The sequence below is a fragment of the Verrucosispora sp. SN26_14.1 genome (genome assembly GCF_004307965.1).
Taxonomy (GTDB): domain Bacteria; phylum Actinomycetota; class Actinomycetes; order Mycobacteriales; family Micromonosporaceae; genus Micromonospora.
The window spans coordinates 1-15,321 of sequence record NZ_SISL01000111.1 but is presented as its reverse complement, the minus strand read 5'-3'; the positions used below and the strand labels follow the sequence as shown (position 1 = coordinate 15,321).

Annotated in this window: 13 protein-coding genes; 9 read left to right on the top strand and 4 right to left on the bottom strand. The window is 72.7% G+C overall.

Going from position 1 to position 15,321, the window contains the following annotated elements; genetic code table 11:
* On the top strand, nucleotides 1-296 hold a 296-nt coding region (locus EYA84_RS12995; RefSeq protein ID WP_131053300.1), incomplete at its 5' end, for a response regulator transcription factor.
* A 107-nt stretch (nucleotides 297-403) separates the two neighbouring features.
* Here the strand turns inward: EYA84_RS12995 and EYA84_RS12990 are convergent.
* Nucleotides 404-814, bottom strand: a complete 411-nt coding sequence (locus EYA84_RS12990) for a DUF5319 domain-containing protein (protein WP_131053299.1) — start codon at nucleotides 812-814, stop codon at nucleotides 404-406.
* A 221-nt stretch (nucleotides 815-1,035) separates the two neighbouring features.
* On the opposite strand from EYA84_RS12990, the gene guaB reads away from it, so the two are divergent.
* The 3 genes from guaB to EYA84_RS12975 all read left to right on the top strand — a co-directional run bounded on the left by guaB (nucleotide 1,036) and on the right by EYA84_RS12975 (nucleotide 5,307).
* The gene (guaB, locus tag EYA84_RS12985) at nucleotides 1,036-2,598 is read left to right on the top strand and encodes an IMP dehydrogenase (RefSeq protein ID WP_131053298.1); all 1,563 of its coding nucleotides are present in this window, start codon (nucleotides 1,036-1,038) and stop codon (nucleotides 2,596-2,598) included.
* A 36-nt stretch (nucleotides 2,599-2,634) separates the two neighbouring features.
* Nucleotides 2,635-3,753, top strand: coding sequence for a GuaB3 family IMP dehydrogenase-related protein (locus EYA84_RS12980; protein WP_131053297.1), 1,119 nt, complete (start codon nucleotides 2,635-2,637; stop codon nucleotides 3,751-3,753).
* Nucleotides 3,754-3,888: 135 nt separating this feature from the next.
* On the top strand, nucleotides 3,889-5,307 hold the full coding sequence (locus EYA84_RS12975; protein ID WP_131053296.1) for a M1 family metallopeptidase: 1,419 nt from the start codon (nucleotides 3,889-3,891) through the stop codon (nucleotides 5,305-5,307).
* Between the two features lie 84 nt (nucleotides 5,308-5,391).
* Here EYA84_RS12975 and EYA84_RS12970 read toward each other — a convergent pair whose 3' ends face one another.
* Nucleotides 5,392-6,504: an LCP family protein gene (locus tag EYA84_RS12970; RefSeq protein WP_131053295.1), complete on the bottom strand. Its 1,113-nt coding sequence runs from the start codon at nucleotides 6,502-6,504 to the stop codon at nucleotides 5,392-5,394.
* Nucleotides 6,505-6,686: 182 nt separating this feature from the next.
* Here EYA84_RS12970 and EYA84_RS12965 point away from each other — a divergent pair, with 182 nt between their 5' ends.
* Both EYA84_RS12965 and guaA read left to right on the top strand, forming a co-directional pair.
* Nucleotides 6,687-8,393 (top strand): FAD-dependent oxidoreductase, encoded by a 1,707-nt coding sequence (locus tag EYA84_RS12965; RefSeq protein WP_131053294.1) that lies wholly within the window; start codon nucleotides 6,687-6,689, stop codon nucleotides 8,391-8,393.
* An 86-nt stretch (nucleotides 8,394-8,479) separates the two neighbouring features.
* Nucleotides 8,480-10,036: a glutamine-hydrolyzing GMP synthase gene (guaA, locus tag EYA84_RS12960; RefSeq protein WP_131053293.1), complete on the top strand. Its 1,557-nt coding sequence runs from the start codon at nucleotides 8,480-8,482 to the stop codon at nucleotides 10,034-10,036.
* Nucleotides 10,037-10,040: 4 nt separating this feature from the next.
* Here the strand turns inward: guaA and EYA84_RS34060 are convergent, their stop codons facing one another.
* On the bottom strand, nucleotides 10,041-10,508 hold the full coding sequence (locus EYA84_RS34060) for a PspC domain-containing protein (RefSeq protein WP_131053292.1): 468 nt from the start codon (nucleotides 10,506-10,508) through the stop codon (nucleotides 10,041-10,043).
* 144 nt (nucleotides 10,509-10,652) lie between these two features.
* Between EYA84_RS34060 and EYA84_RS12950 the strand changes: the two genes are divergently transcribed.
* From EYA84_RS12950 to EYA84_RS12940, 3 genes are all read left to right on the top strand, one after another.
* Entirely contained in the window at nucleotides 10,653-11,600 is a 948-nt protein-coding gene (locus EYA84_RS12950) for an NUDIX hydrolase (protein WP_131053291.1), read from the top strand.
* 106 nt (nucleotides 11,601-11,706) lie between these two features.
* The gene (locus EYA84_RS12945; protein ID WP_131053290.1) at nucleotides 11,707-12,612 is read left to right on the top strand and encodes an NUDIX hydrolase; all 906 of its coding nucleotides are present in this window, start codon (nucleotides 11,707-11,709) and stop codon (nucleotides 12,610-12,612) included.
* Nucleotides 12,613-12,978: 366 nt separating this feature from the next.
* Nucleotides 12,979-13,896, top strand: a complete 918-nt coding sequence (locus tag EYA84_RS12940; protein ID WP_131053301.1) for a phosphatidylcholine/phosphatidylserine synthase — start codon at nucleotides 12,979-12,981, stop codon at nucleotides 13,894-13,896.
* Nucleotides 13,897-13,956: 60 nt separating this feature from the next.
* Here the strand turns inward: EYA84_RS12940 and EYA84_RS12935 are convergent, their stop codons facing one another.
* Complete coding sequence (locus EYA84_RS12935; RefSeq protein ID WP_131053289.1) at nucleotides 13,957-15,204, bottom strand: phosphatidylserine decarboxylase; 1,248 nt, start codon at nucleotides 15,202-15,204, stop codon at nucleotides 13,957-13,959.
* Nucleotides 15,205-15,321: the final 117 nt, after the last annotated feature.

The following is a 15,321-nucleotide window of genomic DNA, read 5'->3' as shown; positions in this document are numbered from 1 at the left end:
GCCCGGCGATGGTGCCGGTGCAGCGCGGCGACGACCCGGCCGAGCCGGACGCCGCTCCCGAGGCCGGCAAGGCCGTTCCGGCGCGGGCCGACCGGTCCACCGTGGGCCTCACCGAACGGGAACTCCAGGTGCTGCTCGGCATGGCCGAGGGCAAGAGCAACGCCGAGATCGGCCGCGAGCTGTTCGTCTCCGAGGACACCGTGAAGACCCACGCCCGGCGGCTGTTCCGCAAGCTGGGCGCCCGGGACCGGGCGCACGCGGTGGCCGCCGGTTTCCGGGCCGGCCTGGTCGCCTGAGCCCGACTGGTTAGCAGGGGGCCCCTGCTAACGCCTGGTGTATAGGAAGGGACCCCTCCTTACCGGCCATCGGACGGCGGCTACGGCCCGGCGGCAGGCGGCGCGGCTCAGTCCCGGCCGGTGGAGTCGTCCTCCGTGCCCTCGCTGAGGGTGTCGTGCACGCCGTCGGCGTACCCCCGGGCGTAGTCCCAGGTGACGTAGTGGTCCGGGTCCGGGTCGTAGGCCGGCTCGTGCACCCGGGGACGTCCGGAGCTGAGCAGGTGACGCAGGTTGCCCCGGAGCAGGTCCCAGTCGAAGTAGTGCGGTTCCCGGCAGTCCTCACACTCGATGACGAGCCCGCGTACGCCGATCGGCGCCAGCAACGCCTGGTAGATCTCCAGGTCGGCGAGGTCTTCCAGCACGTCCTGGCGTTCGACGTCGGTCAGCGGATCCAGCGGGGCGTCGCGACCGGGACCCTCCAAATCGGCCGACGGATCGGTCGGATCGCCGGTGAACGGGTCGATGGGCTCGTCGTGCACCCCCTCACCGTAGACCCAAGGCACGTCGGACGCCTGTCCCCCTTCGCGCAAGCCGACGTACCCCGGTGGGGGCGTCGCCACCTCGCCGCGCGGGCCGCCGGACGCGGGCACCACCCCGGCCACTGGGTACGATGGCCCTGACGCACCCTCGCCCGGCGCTCGCCGGTGCCCACCCGTGCCACCTCGCTGAAGCCCCGTTCGACCAGCTCAGGAGAGCAATCGTGGAGAATTCGCCCCGTTCCGACCTTTTCGCCGGCGCCGAGGGTGGCGAGCTGAGCGGCCATCTGCCCGAGCTGCCGGCCGGCTCCGCCCGGGTGGTGCCGCTGGGGCTGACCTTCGACGACGTGTTGCTCCAACCCGGCGAGTCGGACGTGGTGCCCAGTCGGGTGAACACCGTCACCCGACTGACCCGCAACGTGACGCTCTCCATCCCGCTGCTCTCCAGCGCGATGGACACCGTCACCGAGGCGCGGATGGCGATCGCCATGGCCCGTCAGGGCGGCATCGGCGTGCTGCACCGCAACCTCTCGGTCGAGGACCAGGCGCTCCAGGTGGACCTGGTCAAGCGCTCCGAGTCCGGCATGATCACCAACCCGGTGACCGCCAGCCCGGACGACACGCTGCGCGAGGTCGACCAGCTCTGCGGGCGCTACCGCATCTCCGGTGTGCCGGTGGTGGACGGGCAGGGCCAGCTCGTGGGCATCGTCACCAACCGCGACATGCGCTTCGTCTCCGACCCGGCCACCCCGGTGCGCGACATCATGACCCGCGCGCCGCTGGTCACCGCGTCGGTCGGGGTGAGCAAGGAGGACGCGCTCGACCTGCTGCGCCAGCACAAGGTGGAGAAGCTGCCGATCGTCGACGGCTCCGGCAAGCTGCGCGGGCTGATCACCGTCAAGGACTTCACCAAGAGCGAGCAGTACCCGAGCGCCACCAAGGACGACGCGGGTCGGCTGCGGGTGGCCGCCGCGATCGGCGTGGGCGAGGACTCGTACAAGCGGGCCCGCGCGCTCGTCGACGCCGGGGTCGACGTGATCATCGTGGACACCGCGCACGGGCACCAGCGGGCCGTGCTGGAGATGGTCAGCCGGCTCAAGAAGGACGTGGCGATCGACATCGTCGGCGGCAACGTGGCGACCTACGCCGGGGCGAAGGCCCTGGTCGACGCCGGTGCCGACGGCGTCAAGGTGGGTGTCGGCCCCGGTGCCATCTGCACCACCCGGATCGTGGCCGGCGTCGGCGTGCCGCAGATCACGGCGATCATGGAGGCCGCCCGGGCCGCCCGTCCGGCCGGTGTGCCGGTGATCGGTGACGGCGGCATTCAATACTCCGGCGACATCGCCAAGGCGCTGGTCTCCGGCGCCGACACGGTGATGCTCGGCAGCCTGCTGGCCGGCTGTGAGGAGAGCCCGGGTGAGCTGATCTTCGTCAACGGCAAGCAGTTCAAGGCGTACCGCGGCATGGGCTCGCTCGGTGCCATGCAGTCCCGGGGCCAGGCCAAGTCGTACTCCAAGGACCGCTACTTCCAGCAGGACGTGACCAGCGACGAGAAGTTGGTGCCGGAGGGCGTCGAGGGCCAGGTTCCCTACCGTGGACCGCTCGCCCGGGTGGCCCACCAGCTCGTCGGCGGCCTGCGGCTGGCGATGGGGTACGCGGGCGCGGAGAGCATCTCCGAGCTGCACGAGCGCGGTCAGCTCATCCGGATCACGGCGGCCGGGCTCAAGGAGAGCCACCCGCACGACATCCAGATGACCGTCGAGGCGCCCAACTACCACACCCGCTGATCACCCCCTCCACCCCCGAAGACATCTGGAGTCCCCATGCGTGACGTGGTCGAGATCGGGCTGGGCAAGACCGCGCAGCGCGGCTACCACCTGGACGACATCGCGATCGTGCCGAGCCGCCGCACCCGGGACGTCGACGACGTCTCCACCGGCTGGCAGCTCGACGCGTACCAGTTCGGCATCCCCTGTGTCGGGCACCCCTCGGACGCGACGATGAGCCCGGCCTCGGCGGTCCGGCTCGGCGAACTGGGCGGTCTCGGCGTGCTCAACGTCGAGGGGCTGTGGACGCGGTACGAGAACCCGGCCAAGGTGCTGGAGGAGCTGTCCGACCTGGGCGAGGACGCCCGCGCCACCAAGCGCCTCCAGGAGGTGTACGCCGAGCCGATCCGCCCCGACCTGATCACCGAGCGGGTCCGCGAGCTGCGGGAGGGCGGCAGCACGGTGGCCGTCCGGGTGTCCCCGCAGCACACCCTGGCGTTGGCTCCGGTCATCCTCGACGCGGGCGTCGACCTCCTGGTCATCCAGGGCACGATCGTCTCGGCCGAGCACGTCTCGACCACCGACGAACCGCTCAACCTCAAGGAGTTCATCGCCGACCTCGACCTGCCGGTCATCGTCGGCGGTTGCACCGACTACAAGACCGCGCTGCACCTGATGCGGACCGGTGCGGCGGGTGTGATCGTCGGCATCGGCGGGGACGAGTGGTCCACCACCGAGTCGGTGCTCGGCATCCGGGTGCCGATGGCCACCGCGATCGCCGACGCCGCCGCGGCTCGCCGGGACTACCTGGACGAGACCGGTGGCCGGTACGTGCACCTGATCGCCGACGGCGACATCCGTACCTCCGGCGACATCGCCAAGGCGCTCGGGTGCGGGGCGGACGCGGTGATGCTCGGCGAGCCGCTGTCGCTCTGCGCCGAGGCGCCGGCCGGTGGGGCCTGGTGGCACTCGGCGGCCAGCCACCCGTCGCTGCCCCGGGGCGCGTTCGAGGTCGCCGGTGAGCCGCTGGGCTCGATGGAGCGCCTGCTGTTCGGCCCCGCCGACGAGCCCGACGGCCAACTGAACCTCTTCGGTGGCCTGCGTCGGGCCATGGCCAAGTGCGGCTACCGCGACCTCAAGGAGTTCCAGCGCGTCGGCCTGGTCCTCGACCGCTGACCCCACCCGTCACCCCGCCCTCACCCGTCGCTCCGTCGATCATGGAGTTGTGGCAGGCGACCCGTATTGGTTTGCCCGGTTCGCCACCGCCACAACTCCATGATCGATGACGTGGGCGACGGTAGGCTCTGGCGGATGAGCAGGGGTTCGGTGCGGCGGTGGCGGGCCGCCGTGGTGGCCGTGGTGGCCGCTGTGGGGCTGGTGAGCTGCACCGGTGACCGCGAGCCCGCGGACCGCGACGGGTTCCGGGCGGGCAGCGTCGACCTGGCCGACCCGTACGTGCCGGGCAGCGGCAACGGCGGGTACGACGTGGACCACTACCGGTTGGTGGTGCGCTACGACCCGGCCGACGACCGGCTCGCCGGTCGGGCCGAGGTCAGGGCGACCGCGACCCACGGACTGTCCCGCTTCAACCTGGACCTGACCGGGCTGGCGGTCGACACGGTCACCGTGGACGGCGCACCGGCCGAGCACCGGCACGCCGACGGTGAACTGACCGTCACCCCGCGCCGGGGACTTCCCGAGGGCAGCCGGTTCACGGTCGACGTGACGTACGCCGGTGTGCCGCAGCCGATCGCCGACAACGTGTTGGGCAGCGGCGGCTTCCAGCACACCGACGACGGCGCGATCGCGCTCGGCCAGCCGCGCTCGGCGTCGACCTGGTTCCCGGTCAACGACCACCCCTCCGACAAGGCCACGTACGACATCGAGGTGACCGTCCCGGACGGCCTCGCCGCGTTGAGCAACGGGGTGCCGGGGGAGCGGACCAGCACCGACGGCTGGACCACCTGGCGGTGGGCCGAGCGCTCGCCGATGGCGAGCTACCTGACCACGCTGGTGATCGGTGACTACCGGGTCGAGACCGGCACCCACGGTGGCAAGCCGCTGGTCACCGCCGTACCGACCGGGATGCCGGCCACCGGTCCGCAGGCACGGTCACTGGCCCGCACCGGCGAGATCGCCGACTTCCTGGCCGGTCGCTTCGGGCCGTACCCGTTCGAGGCGTACGGCGGGGTGGTGGTCGACGACAGCCGCATCGGATACGCGTTGGAGACGCAGTCCCGGCCGGTCTACGGGCCGGGTTTCTTCCGTGACGGCGAACCGAACTACGCGGTGGTCGCGCACGAGTTGGCGCACCAGTGGTTCGGCAACAGTGTGGCGTTGGCCCGCTGGGGCGACATCTGGCTCAACGAGGGCTTCGCCAGCTACGCCGAGTGGCTCTGGGCGGAGCACGACGGTGGGCGTACCGCCCAGCGCAGTTTCGAACTCCAGTACGCCGACACCGACTGGTCGCGGCCCACCCTCGACCCCGGTCCGGGCCAGATGTTCAGCACCGCCGTCTACAAACGCGGGGCGCTGGTGGTGCACGCGTTGCGCCGTACCGTGGGCGACGACGCCTTCTTCGAGATCCTGCGCTCCTGGACCACCGAACGCCGGGACGGCACCGCCACCACCAGCGACTTCGTCGCCCTGGCCGAGCGGGTCTCCGGCCGGTCGCTGGGCACCTTCTTCGACACCTGGCTCACCGGCTCCACCCCGCCCGGCCTACCCTGACCACCCACCCGCCCCGACCGCCTGTCTGCCAGACGGCGGAGGGCAGTGCGGCAGACGGCAGGGCGGCAGGCCGCCGTGCGCCGCTCAGTCCGGCACGGTGAGCTTCGGGTGGTCGGCGAGGTACGCGTCCACCCGTCCGGCGCGCAGGGCGGCCAGGAACCGGCGACCGACGGTGGTCAGTTCCTCGCCCCGGTACGCGCCGCCCCGGCCGACCGACGCCCCGGGCAGGCCGACCAGCGTGAGCGTGTCCGGTGACAGCGTGCTGAGGGCGTACGCGAACTCCACGATCCGCCGCCCGCCGACATAGATCATGGCGGCGCCGAGCGCGGCGGCCACCTGCTCGACGCGCTGCGGTTGCCGGCCCAGGTCGTCGGCGAGGATCCTGCCGATCAGCGCACGGATGAGTTGCTGCTGGTGGCGCTGCCGGGTGTAGTCGCCACCGGGCAGGTAGCGCTGGCGCGCGTAGTCGAGGGCCTGCCAGCCGTTGAGGTGCCGGTCGCCCGGCTCGTAGACCATCCTCGGCCCGACGTAACCCCCGACGCCCGGGCCGGGCTGGCGGTGCTTGCCGTCCGGCTGGCGGTGCCGGGAGACGACGCGCTGGTCGACCCGGATGTCCACGCCGCCGAGGCTGTCCACCAGCTTGTCGAAGCCGCCGAAGGTGAGCACCGCGCCCGCGTCGATGCGCAGCCCGGTGTACTCGCTGACGGTGCGGCGCAGCAACTCGTACCCCTGGGCCGGGTCCGGTTCGTTCGGTCGGCCCGGCACCCGGCTGCCGTTGCTCATCGCGTGGGTGAGCTTGGTCCGCCCGCCCCGGTAGTCGGCGTCCGGGAACGCCGGGATGTCCACCAGCAGGTCGCGGGGGAGCGAGAAGAGGTAGCCCCGGGACAGTCCGGCCGGCACGTGCAGCACCAGGACGGCGTCGGCGTTCGGCTGCCAGCCGGGCACGCTGACTCGGGTGTCGATGCCGACCAGCAGCAGGTTGAGCGGGCCGGTGATGTCGGCGCCGGGTGGGGGCGTACTCGGGACGGGGCTGGGCGACGCGCTCGGCGAGGTGGCGACGTCGGTGGGCGCGGCGGTCGGCGTGCGGTCGTCGCCGACCGTCCGGGCCACCGCCACCGCGCCGACGGCCACCACCGCCACCGTGACCAGGCCGGCCACCGCCAGTGTCAGCCGTCTACGGTTTCCTCCGAACGTCATCCCCCGCCTCCTCCTGCGATGCCGGGCCGCCGCCGCACGGCGGGCCGGGTTGCCACCGACCGGTCCGCGGGCGTCCGGGACGGCGTCGTGGCACGCGTCGGGCCCACGGCGGTCGGGTGCGCTGCATGATGGCGCGAAAACCGCGCCTGGCGCGAGATCTACTCACGAGTAATGATGCGTGCATGCGGTACGACGTGGTCGTGATCGGGTCCGGCTTCGGCGGGAGTGTCGCCGCGCTGCGGCTGGCCGAGAAGGGCTACACGGTCGGCGTGCTGGAGGCCGGCCGGCGGTTCGCCGACGACGAGTTCCCCCGGACCTCGTGGCGGCTGCGCCGGTTCCTCTGGGCGCCCCGGCTGGGCTGCTTCGGCCTGCAACGCCTCACCCTGCTGCGGGCCGCCGACCGGCGACGTGGCGGCGGGGTGCTGGTGCTGTCCGGAGCCGGTGTCGGCGGTGGGTCGCTGGTCTACGCCAACACGCTCTACGAGCCGCTGGACGCGTTCTACGACGACCCCCAGTGGCGGGACGTCACGGACTGGCGTGCCGAACTCGCCCCGCACTACGACCAGGCCAAACGGATGCTCGGGGTCACCGCGTACCCGCTGGTCACCCCGGCGGACCGGGTGATGCGGCGGGTGGCCGAGCGGATGGGGGTGGGGCACACCGTGCACGCGACCCCGGTCGGCGTGCACATCGGGCGGCCCGGCGAGTCGGTCGCCGACCCGTACTTCGGGGGTGCCGGTCCCGCGCGCACCGGCTGCACGCACTGCGGCGCCTGCATGACCGGCTGCCGCCACGGCGCGAAGAACACGCTGGTCAAGAACTATCTCTGGTTGGCCGAGCGGCTCGGTGCCGAGGTGCGTCCGCTGACCACGGTGACCGAGGTCCGGCCGGTCGGGGGCGGGTACCGGGTGCACACCGAACGCACCGGGTCCTGGCTGCGGCGGCGTCGGCAGGTGATCGAGGCCGACCAGGTGGTCTTCGCCGCCGGTGCGCTGGGCACCCAGCGGCTGCTGCACGAGATGCGGGCCGTCGGCGCGCTGCCCGGTCTCTCGCCCCGCCTCGGTGAGCTGACCCGCACCAACTCGGAGGCGATCCTCGGTGCCTCGATGTCCCGCCGGCAGGCGCGGGCACGCGGTGTCGACCTCACCGAGGGGGTGGCGATCACCAGTTCGTTCCACCCCGACCCGCAGACCCACGTCGAGCCGGTCCGGTACGGGCGGGGCGCGAACGCGATGGGACTGCTCCAGACGCTGCTGGTCGAGGGCGGGCCGCACCGGGTCCGCCGCTGGCTGGGGCAACTGGTCCGGCATCCCGGCCGGGCCGTCCGGATGCTCTCCGTCCGTGGCTGGTCGCAACGCACCGTGATCGCCCTGGTCATGCAGTCGGTGGACAACTCGCTCACCACCCGCTGGCGGCGCGGGCCGTTCGGCGGCCGGCTGGTCTCCGGCCCCGGCCACGGCGTCCCGAACCCGACCTGGATCCCGGCCGGCCACCGGGCCGCGCGACTGCTGGCGGAGGAGATCGACGGTACGCCGGGCGGCGCGCTGACCGAGCCGTTCGACATCCCGATGACCGCGCACATCCTGGGCGGCGCGGTGATCGGCGTGTCCCCCGCCGACGGGGTGGTCGACCCGTACCACCGGGTCCACGGCCACCCGGGGCTGCACGTGCTGGACGGTGCCGCCGTCTCGGCCAACCTCGGGGTGAATCCGTCGCTGACCATCACCGCCCAGGCCGAGCGCGCTACGTCGCTCTGGCCGAACCGGGGTGAGGTCGACCCGCGTCCGCCGCTCGGCGCGCCGTACCGGCGGCTCACCGCGGTCCGCCCGCACCGTCCGGCCGTGCCGCCGGGCGCACCCGGAGCGCTGGCTGACCAGGGCGGCTCGTGACCCGCCGAGGCCGGCCACGGGACGGGTGACGGGACCGCGCAGGGCGCGACCGGGGCGACCGGTGACTGTCGGTAGGCTTCGTGCACATGAGCCTGCCGCGTCCTGTCCTCGTGGTCGACTTCGGTGCCCAGTACGCCCAGCTGATCGCCCGCCGGGTACGCGAGGCGCGGGTCTACTCCGAGATCGTCCCGCACACCATGCCCGTGGCCGAGATGCTGGCCCGGAACCCGGCCGCGATCATCCTCTCCGGTGGCCCCTCCAGCGTCTACGAGCCGGGCGCGCCGCAGGTGGACGACGGGCTGTTCCACACCGGCGTGCCGGTCTTCGGCATCTGCTACGGGTTCCAGGCGATGGCCCGCTCGCTCGGCGGCACGGTGGCCCGCACCGGCAACCGCGAGTACGGCGGCACCCCGCTGCGGCCCCGCCTGCTCGACCCGGGTGTGCTGCTCCGCGACCTGCCAGCCGACCTGCCGGTCTGGATGAGTCACGGCGACTGCGTCACCGAGGCGCCCGAGGGCTTCACGGTGACCGCCGAGTCGGCCGGTGCGCCGGTCGCCGCCTTCGAGGACCTGGCCGGTCGGCGGGCGGGGGTGCAGTTCCACCCCGAGGTGGGGCACACCGCGCACGGGCAGGAGATGCTGACCCGCTTCCTGTACGACATCGCCGAGATCGAGCCGACCTGGACCGCCGAGAACATCATCGACGAGCAGGTGGCCCGGATCCGCGAGCAGGTGGGTGACAAGGAGGTCATCTGCGGGCTGAGCGGCGGGGTCGACTCCGCGGTGGCGGCCGCGCTGGTGCACAGGGCCGTCGGTGACCAGCTCACCTGCGTCTTCGTCGACCACGGCCTGCTGCGCGCGGGCGAGGCCGAGCAGGTGGAGAAGGACTACGTCGCCGCCACCGGCATCAAGCTCAAGGTGGTGGACGCCGCCGACCGGTTCCTCGGCGCGCTGGCCGGGGTGATCGACCCGGAGCAGAAGCGCAAGATCATCGGCCGGGAGTTCATCCGGGTCTTCGAGGCCGCCGCCCGTGAGGTCGCCGCCCACGGTGACGTCGAGTTCCTGGTGCAGGGCACGCTCTATCCGGACGTGGTCGAGTCCGGGGGCGGCACCGGCACCGCCAACATCAAGAGCCACCACAACGTCGGCGGGCTCCCCGACGATCTCAAGTTCGCCCTGGTCGAGCCGCTGCGCACGCTGTTCAAGGACGAGGTCCGTACGCTCGGTCTCCAGCTCGGACTGCCCGAGGCGATGGTCTGGCGGCACCCGTTCCCCGGCCCGGGCCTGGCCATCCGGATCATCGGTGCGGTCGACCGGGAGCGACTGGACCTGCTGCGCCGGGCCGACTTCATCGCCCGCCAGGAGCTCACCGCCGCCGGGCTGGACCGCGACGTCTGGCAGTTCCCGGTGGTGCTGCTGGCCGACGTGCGCAGCGTCGGTGTGCAGGGCGACGGGCGCAGCTACGGTCATCCCGTGGTGCTGCGCCCGGTCTCCAGCGAGGACGCGATGACCGCCGACTGGTCCCGCCTGCCCTACGACGTGATCGCCCGGATCTCCACCCGGATCACCAACGAGGTCGCCGAGGTGAACCGGGTGGTCCTGGACGTCACCAGCAAGCCACCGGGCACCATCGAGTGGGAGTGACGCCTCAGACGGCCGGTCGGTCCGGCGGCTGAGGTGACGTTCCGGGGGTCGGCTGTGGCCCGGCCTCCGGCCCCGATTCGACGATCGGCTCCGGCCCGACGACCGGCGCCTGCGGGGGTGCGTGCGGGGTGGTCACCGGGCCGGTGGGGGCCGCTCCCGGGGCCGGGAAGGGCCAGGCGGGGTGCGACGGGCCACCGGCCGGTCCGGGCGGCGGCGCGGCGTGGGGCGTCGCGTCCGCCGGGTGCGGCCAGGCCGGCGCACCGGCCGGCTCCTCGGGCATCAGGAACCACATGACCGGGTACGCGAGCGCGGCGATCCCGCCGGTCAGCAACGTGCCGACGGCGAAGGCGACGCGGACCAGGGTGGGGTCGACGGCGAAGTACCGGCCGAGGCCGCTGGCCACACCGGCGATCATCCGGTCGGTGGTCGGGCGGCGCAACTGCTTGTACGGGGCCTGCGATGTGGAAGTCATGACTCCACGGTCCGCGTCGCGACGCTCATCGACCTCGGTGATGGCCCGGAGTCTTACCCTGACCTGCCCCTCAGGGGCGAGTGATCAGTCAGGAATCCGACTCTTTTCCGCTGCGGTAACCGGACACGGGGAGAATTTGGCTCCGTGACCACCATGCTGGAGCCGCTGCGCAGGATCGCGGCATATGCAGTCTGTGCTGATTCGGTTGACCGAGTGTTGCTGGTCCGCGCATCGGAGCGCTCCGGCACACCCGGCACGTGGTCCCTGCCCGGTGGGGCTGTCGACCACGGCGAGGACCCGCACCACACCGTCGTCCGCGAGACCGCCGCCGAGACCGGGCTGTCGGTGGCCGTGGCCGGCCTCCAGGACGTCCTGGCCGACATGCGTGCCCTGCCCGAGCGGGGCATCACCATCCACACCGACCGGCTGCTCTACCGGGTCTCGGTCCGGGGCGGCTCGCTGACCGACCGGGTCGACCGGCCGACCGACCTGGTCCGCTGGGTCACCCGGGAGGAGGCGCAGCGTCTGCCGCTGCGCTCCTTCACCGCCCGTGCACTGGGGCTGCCCGCCTCCTCGGCGGACATCGTCCCCGACGAGGCGCCGGAGTTCCCCTCCTTCTATGCGGTGCCCGGCCCGGACGGGCTGCACCGGGCGCAGCGCTTCGCCGCGTACGCCGTCGTCACCGACCCGGACGGGCGGGTGCTGTTGACCCGGGTCTCCGACGGCTACCCGGGTGCGGGGTGCTGGCACCTGCCCGGTGGCGGCACCGACTACGGCGAGCAGCCGGGCGCCGCGCTGATCCGGGAACTGGTCGAGGAGACCGGGCAGGACGGGCGGCTGGTCGAGCTGCTCGGGGTCGCCAGCCACCGGGACGCCGCCTCGCTCGGCCCGGAGGGCTACCCGATCGACTGGCACGGCGTCCGTGCCTTCTACCGGGTCGTGGTCGACAAGCCCGCCCCGCCCACCGTCGCCGACGTCGGTGGTTCCACCTGTGAGGCCCGCTGGTTCGCGCGGGAGGAGTTGGGCGCCCTGCCCACCGACCGCCTCACCGAGGTCACGGCGGAGGCCGTGCAGGCGGCTCGACTGACCTGACGTCACCCGTCCGACGATCGTGGGGTTGGCGGCGAGCACCCGTCAACTTCATGATCGATCTAGACCGGTCCGGTGACCGCTCCGGACGCCGCACTAGGGTCGGGACGTGGAACAGCTGCGGCGGGTCGGTGCGTACGGGGTGCTGCGGGACGCCGAGCGGCGCATGCTTCTGGTGCGGGGCTCGGCGGAGGCGGACTTCCCCGCGGTCTGGTCGCTGCCCGGCGGTGGCCTGGAGCACGCCGAGCATCCCGCCGACGCGGTGGTCCGCGAGTGCGCCGAGGAGACCGGCCTGGTCGTCGAGGTGACCGGGCTGCGGGCGGTAGTCGCCGACGTGACGCCCTATCCGGACCTCGGGGTGGCCCTGCACACCGACCGGGTGCTGTTCGACGTCAACCCGCTGGGCGGGCGGCTGCGGGCCGAGGCGATCGGCAGCACCGATCTCGCCCGCTGGTGCAGCCCGGCCGAGGCGTCCGTGCTGCCGCTGCTGCCGTTCACGGCCGAGGCGCTCGGTCTGCCGGTGGTCCCGTTGCCGTCGGCGGCGCTGCGCCGGACGGCACCCTTCCCGCCTCCCGAGCCGCGCCGACGGCAGCGTTTCGGGGCGTACGGCGTGGTCACCGACCCGGCGGGCCGGGTGCTGCTGTCGTTGATCGCGGACGGCTATCCGGGTGCCGGCCGCTGGCACCTGCCCGGCGGCGGTACTGATCATGGCGAACAGCCGGTCACCGCGCTGCTACGGGAACTGGTCGAGGAGTCCGGACAACTGGGTCGGGTGACCGAGTTGATCGAAGTGGACAATCTGCACAATCCGGTCGCACTAGGTCCGGAAGGGTATCCGATCGACTGGCACGGGATCCGGGTCGTCTATCGGGTGCTGGTCGATGTTCCGACCGTTCCGGCGGTGACCGAACTGGCCGGCGGCTCCACCGCCCAAGCCGCCTGGTTCACCATTCCTGAGCTGCGAGAACTGCCGATGACGGAGATCGCCTCGCGGGCGCTCGACGCGCTCGTGTGACGTTGGTCGCGGCACCCTCCGGGCTCCTGCTCACCGGGCCGGGGATGACCGGCTCCGGTACAGTCGAGGCAGCGCTGACACTGAATACGGGCAAGAATGTCCCGGGATGGGAATAAGACGGCGGTTTGCACGGTTGAGGCAGATATAAGTAGCGCCGGTAGCTATCGCCAATCCCCGTCCCCCTATGCAATGGTGTACTCCGCAAAACGGCTGCCGGGTCGAAGAGACCCGGCACGAGAGAGCCGGACGCCGGCCCCAGGTGGCGGCCAACGATCCGGTGATGGAGGAAGCGTGCCGAGAGCCCCATGGCGCCGGCGTCGTACCACTGACAGCCCGCGTCCCGCCGGACGCAACTGGACGGGCCCGCTGCGCCGCAGCGGCAGTCTCGCCCGCCAGGTCCTGTTGGTCCGCGTCGGTCGTCGAGGTGTGGAGGGGGGCGGCACGGCTGACGTGCTGCCCGAGCCGAGGTACCAGGACCGTCCGCGTCGCCGGTACGGCCTGCAGCGGTTCCACCGCACACGGATCGAGACAATCGCCCCGGTCAGCCCCGCCGTCGTGCCGGCTCCGGTGGAGGAGAGCGCCCAGACACCGATCCCGCTGCTCCCCGGTGAGCGGACGATGGCCCGGCGGATGAAGTTCGCCCTGGTCAACGCCTGCACACTGGCCAGCCTGGTGCTGGGCATCAACGCGATCTTCGTCGCCATGCGTGGCGACGTACAACTGGCGGCCCTGCTGCTCATCGCCTGCGTCGCCTTCGACGGCCTCGACGGCGCGCTGGCCCGCAAGCTCGGGGTCTCCAGCCCCTTCGGCGCGCAGATGGACTCGCTCGCCGACATGTGCTCGTTCGGTCTCGCCGCACCGGTGGTGGTCTACGCCTCGCTCGCCGGTGAGGTGCCGATGGCCGCCGCCGGGGTGGCCGCCGCACTGGTCGCCGCGTGCGCCGCGATCCGGTTGGCCCGCTTCAACGTCTCACCCCAGGACGGCCGCTTCTTCTGCGGCGTGCCGACCACCATGGCGGCGGCCGTGCTCGCCCTGATGGTCGTGATCGGCCTGCCGGTGCCGGGTCTGGTGCAGGTCGCCGGGGTGGCGCTGCTCGCCTTCACCATGGTCAGCAGCTTCCCGTACGCCAAGCTCGCGCGGCTGGTCAAGCTGCCGCCGTGGGTCTGGGTGGTCCCGGTGCTCGGTGCGCTGATCGACATCCGGGTCACGTTCGGTCTGATCGTGGTGGGTTACCTGGTCAGCGGTCCGGTGCTCTGGCTCCGCCAGCGCCGCACCCTCATCTGACCTGATCGACATGGCACGAAGAAGGGGCGTCCCGGCCGGGGCGCCCCTTCTTCGTACCGCTCAGCGCCAGCGGGCGATGACGCTCGACCCACCGACGACCTTGTCGCCCGGCCCGACCAGCGGCTCGGCGGCCTCGGCCGGCAGGTAGACGTCGGTCCGCGAACCGAACCGGATCAGGCCGAACCGCTCGCCCCGGGCCAGCAGTGCGCCGATCGGGGCCCGCTGCACGATCCGCCGCGCGATCAGGCCGGTCCGCTGGGCCACCACGACGGTGCCGTGGGCGGTGTCCAGCACCGTGTACGCGGCCACGTTGTGCTCCGCGTCCGGCTTCATCGCGTTGACGAACCCGCCGTCGGCGACGAAGTAGTCCACCACCTTGCCCGCCACCGGCGAGCGGTTGACGTGCACGTCGAGCACCGAGAGGAAGACGGCGACCCGCAGGAACTCGCCGTCGCCGAAGCGCTCGTCGTGCAGGCGCTGCACGGACAGCACCTCACCGTCGGCGGCGGCCACCACGGCCGACGGGTCCTCCGGCACGTCCCGCTCCGGGTCGCGGAAGAAGGCGGCCACGGGCGCGGCGGCCAGCGCGGGCAGCAACCAGAGCTTCGACTTCGGCCGGGCCAGGCGGGTCAGCGCGGCCAGACCGAGGGCGATGCCGGCGGCGGCCACCCCGTTGGAGTCGATGTGCATGTCGCGGGTCAGCGGCACGCTCGACGGCCGGTAGGCGGGGGCGAGACGCTCCGCCGACGCGGCGTCGGCCGGCGTGAAGCGGAGCCGGTACACGCGTACCGGCGGTGAGTTGCGCAGCACCAGGTCGGCCCCGACGCCGTGCAGCGCGCCCTGCCGCTCCAGCTCGGCGGCGGCGCCGGCGGTCCGGGCGACCGCCGTGGACACGGTGAGTACCCCGCCGTCGGCCAGGTACTTGGTCAGCTCCTCGACGGTGCTCCGGGTCTCGTCCGCGGTGCCGACGAACGGCTCACCGGCGACCACCACGGTGGCGGGCTCGGCCTCGGTGAGGCTGTCCACCACACGGACCCGGTCGGCGACCCAGCGCCCCTGGGCGGTGACGTGTTCCCGCAGCGCCGTCGCGCTGACGCGCTCGGTGGGCACCAGGGTGAGGGTGTCGCCGGGCAGCAGCGCGTCGATCGCTGCGGCCAGCACAGCGGACTCCGGGGCAGCGCCCACCAGCAGGGCGGCCTTCGGGTCGTTGATCCGAGCGAGCTCGGCGACGAGAGTACGGGCGGCACGCTCGCCGAGGCGGACCGGACCGGACCGTCCGGGGACACGCACGGCGGGGGACTGGGTCATGTCGAACAGGCTCCTGACGGGGTAGAGGCGACTGTCGCGAGATCACCGCCAGTGGCGGGGCCGGGCCTGCCACGGACGGCCCGCGCGAGCCGGCGGCCAGCGCAGGAGGCCCTGCGG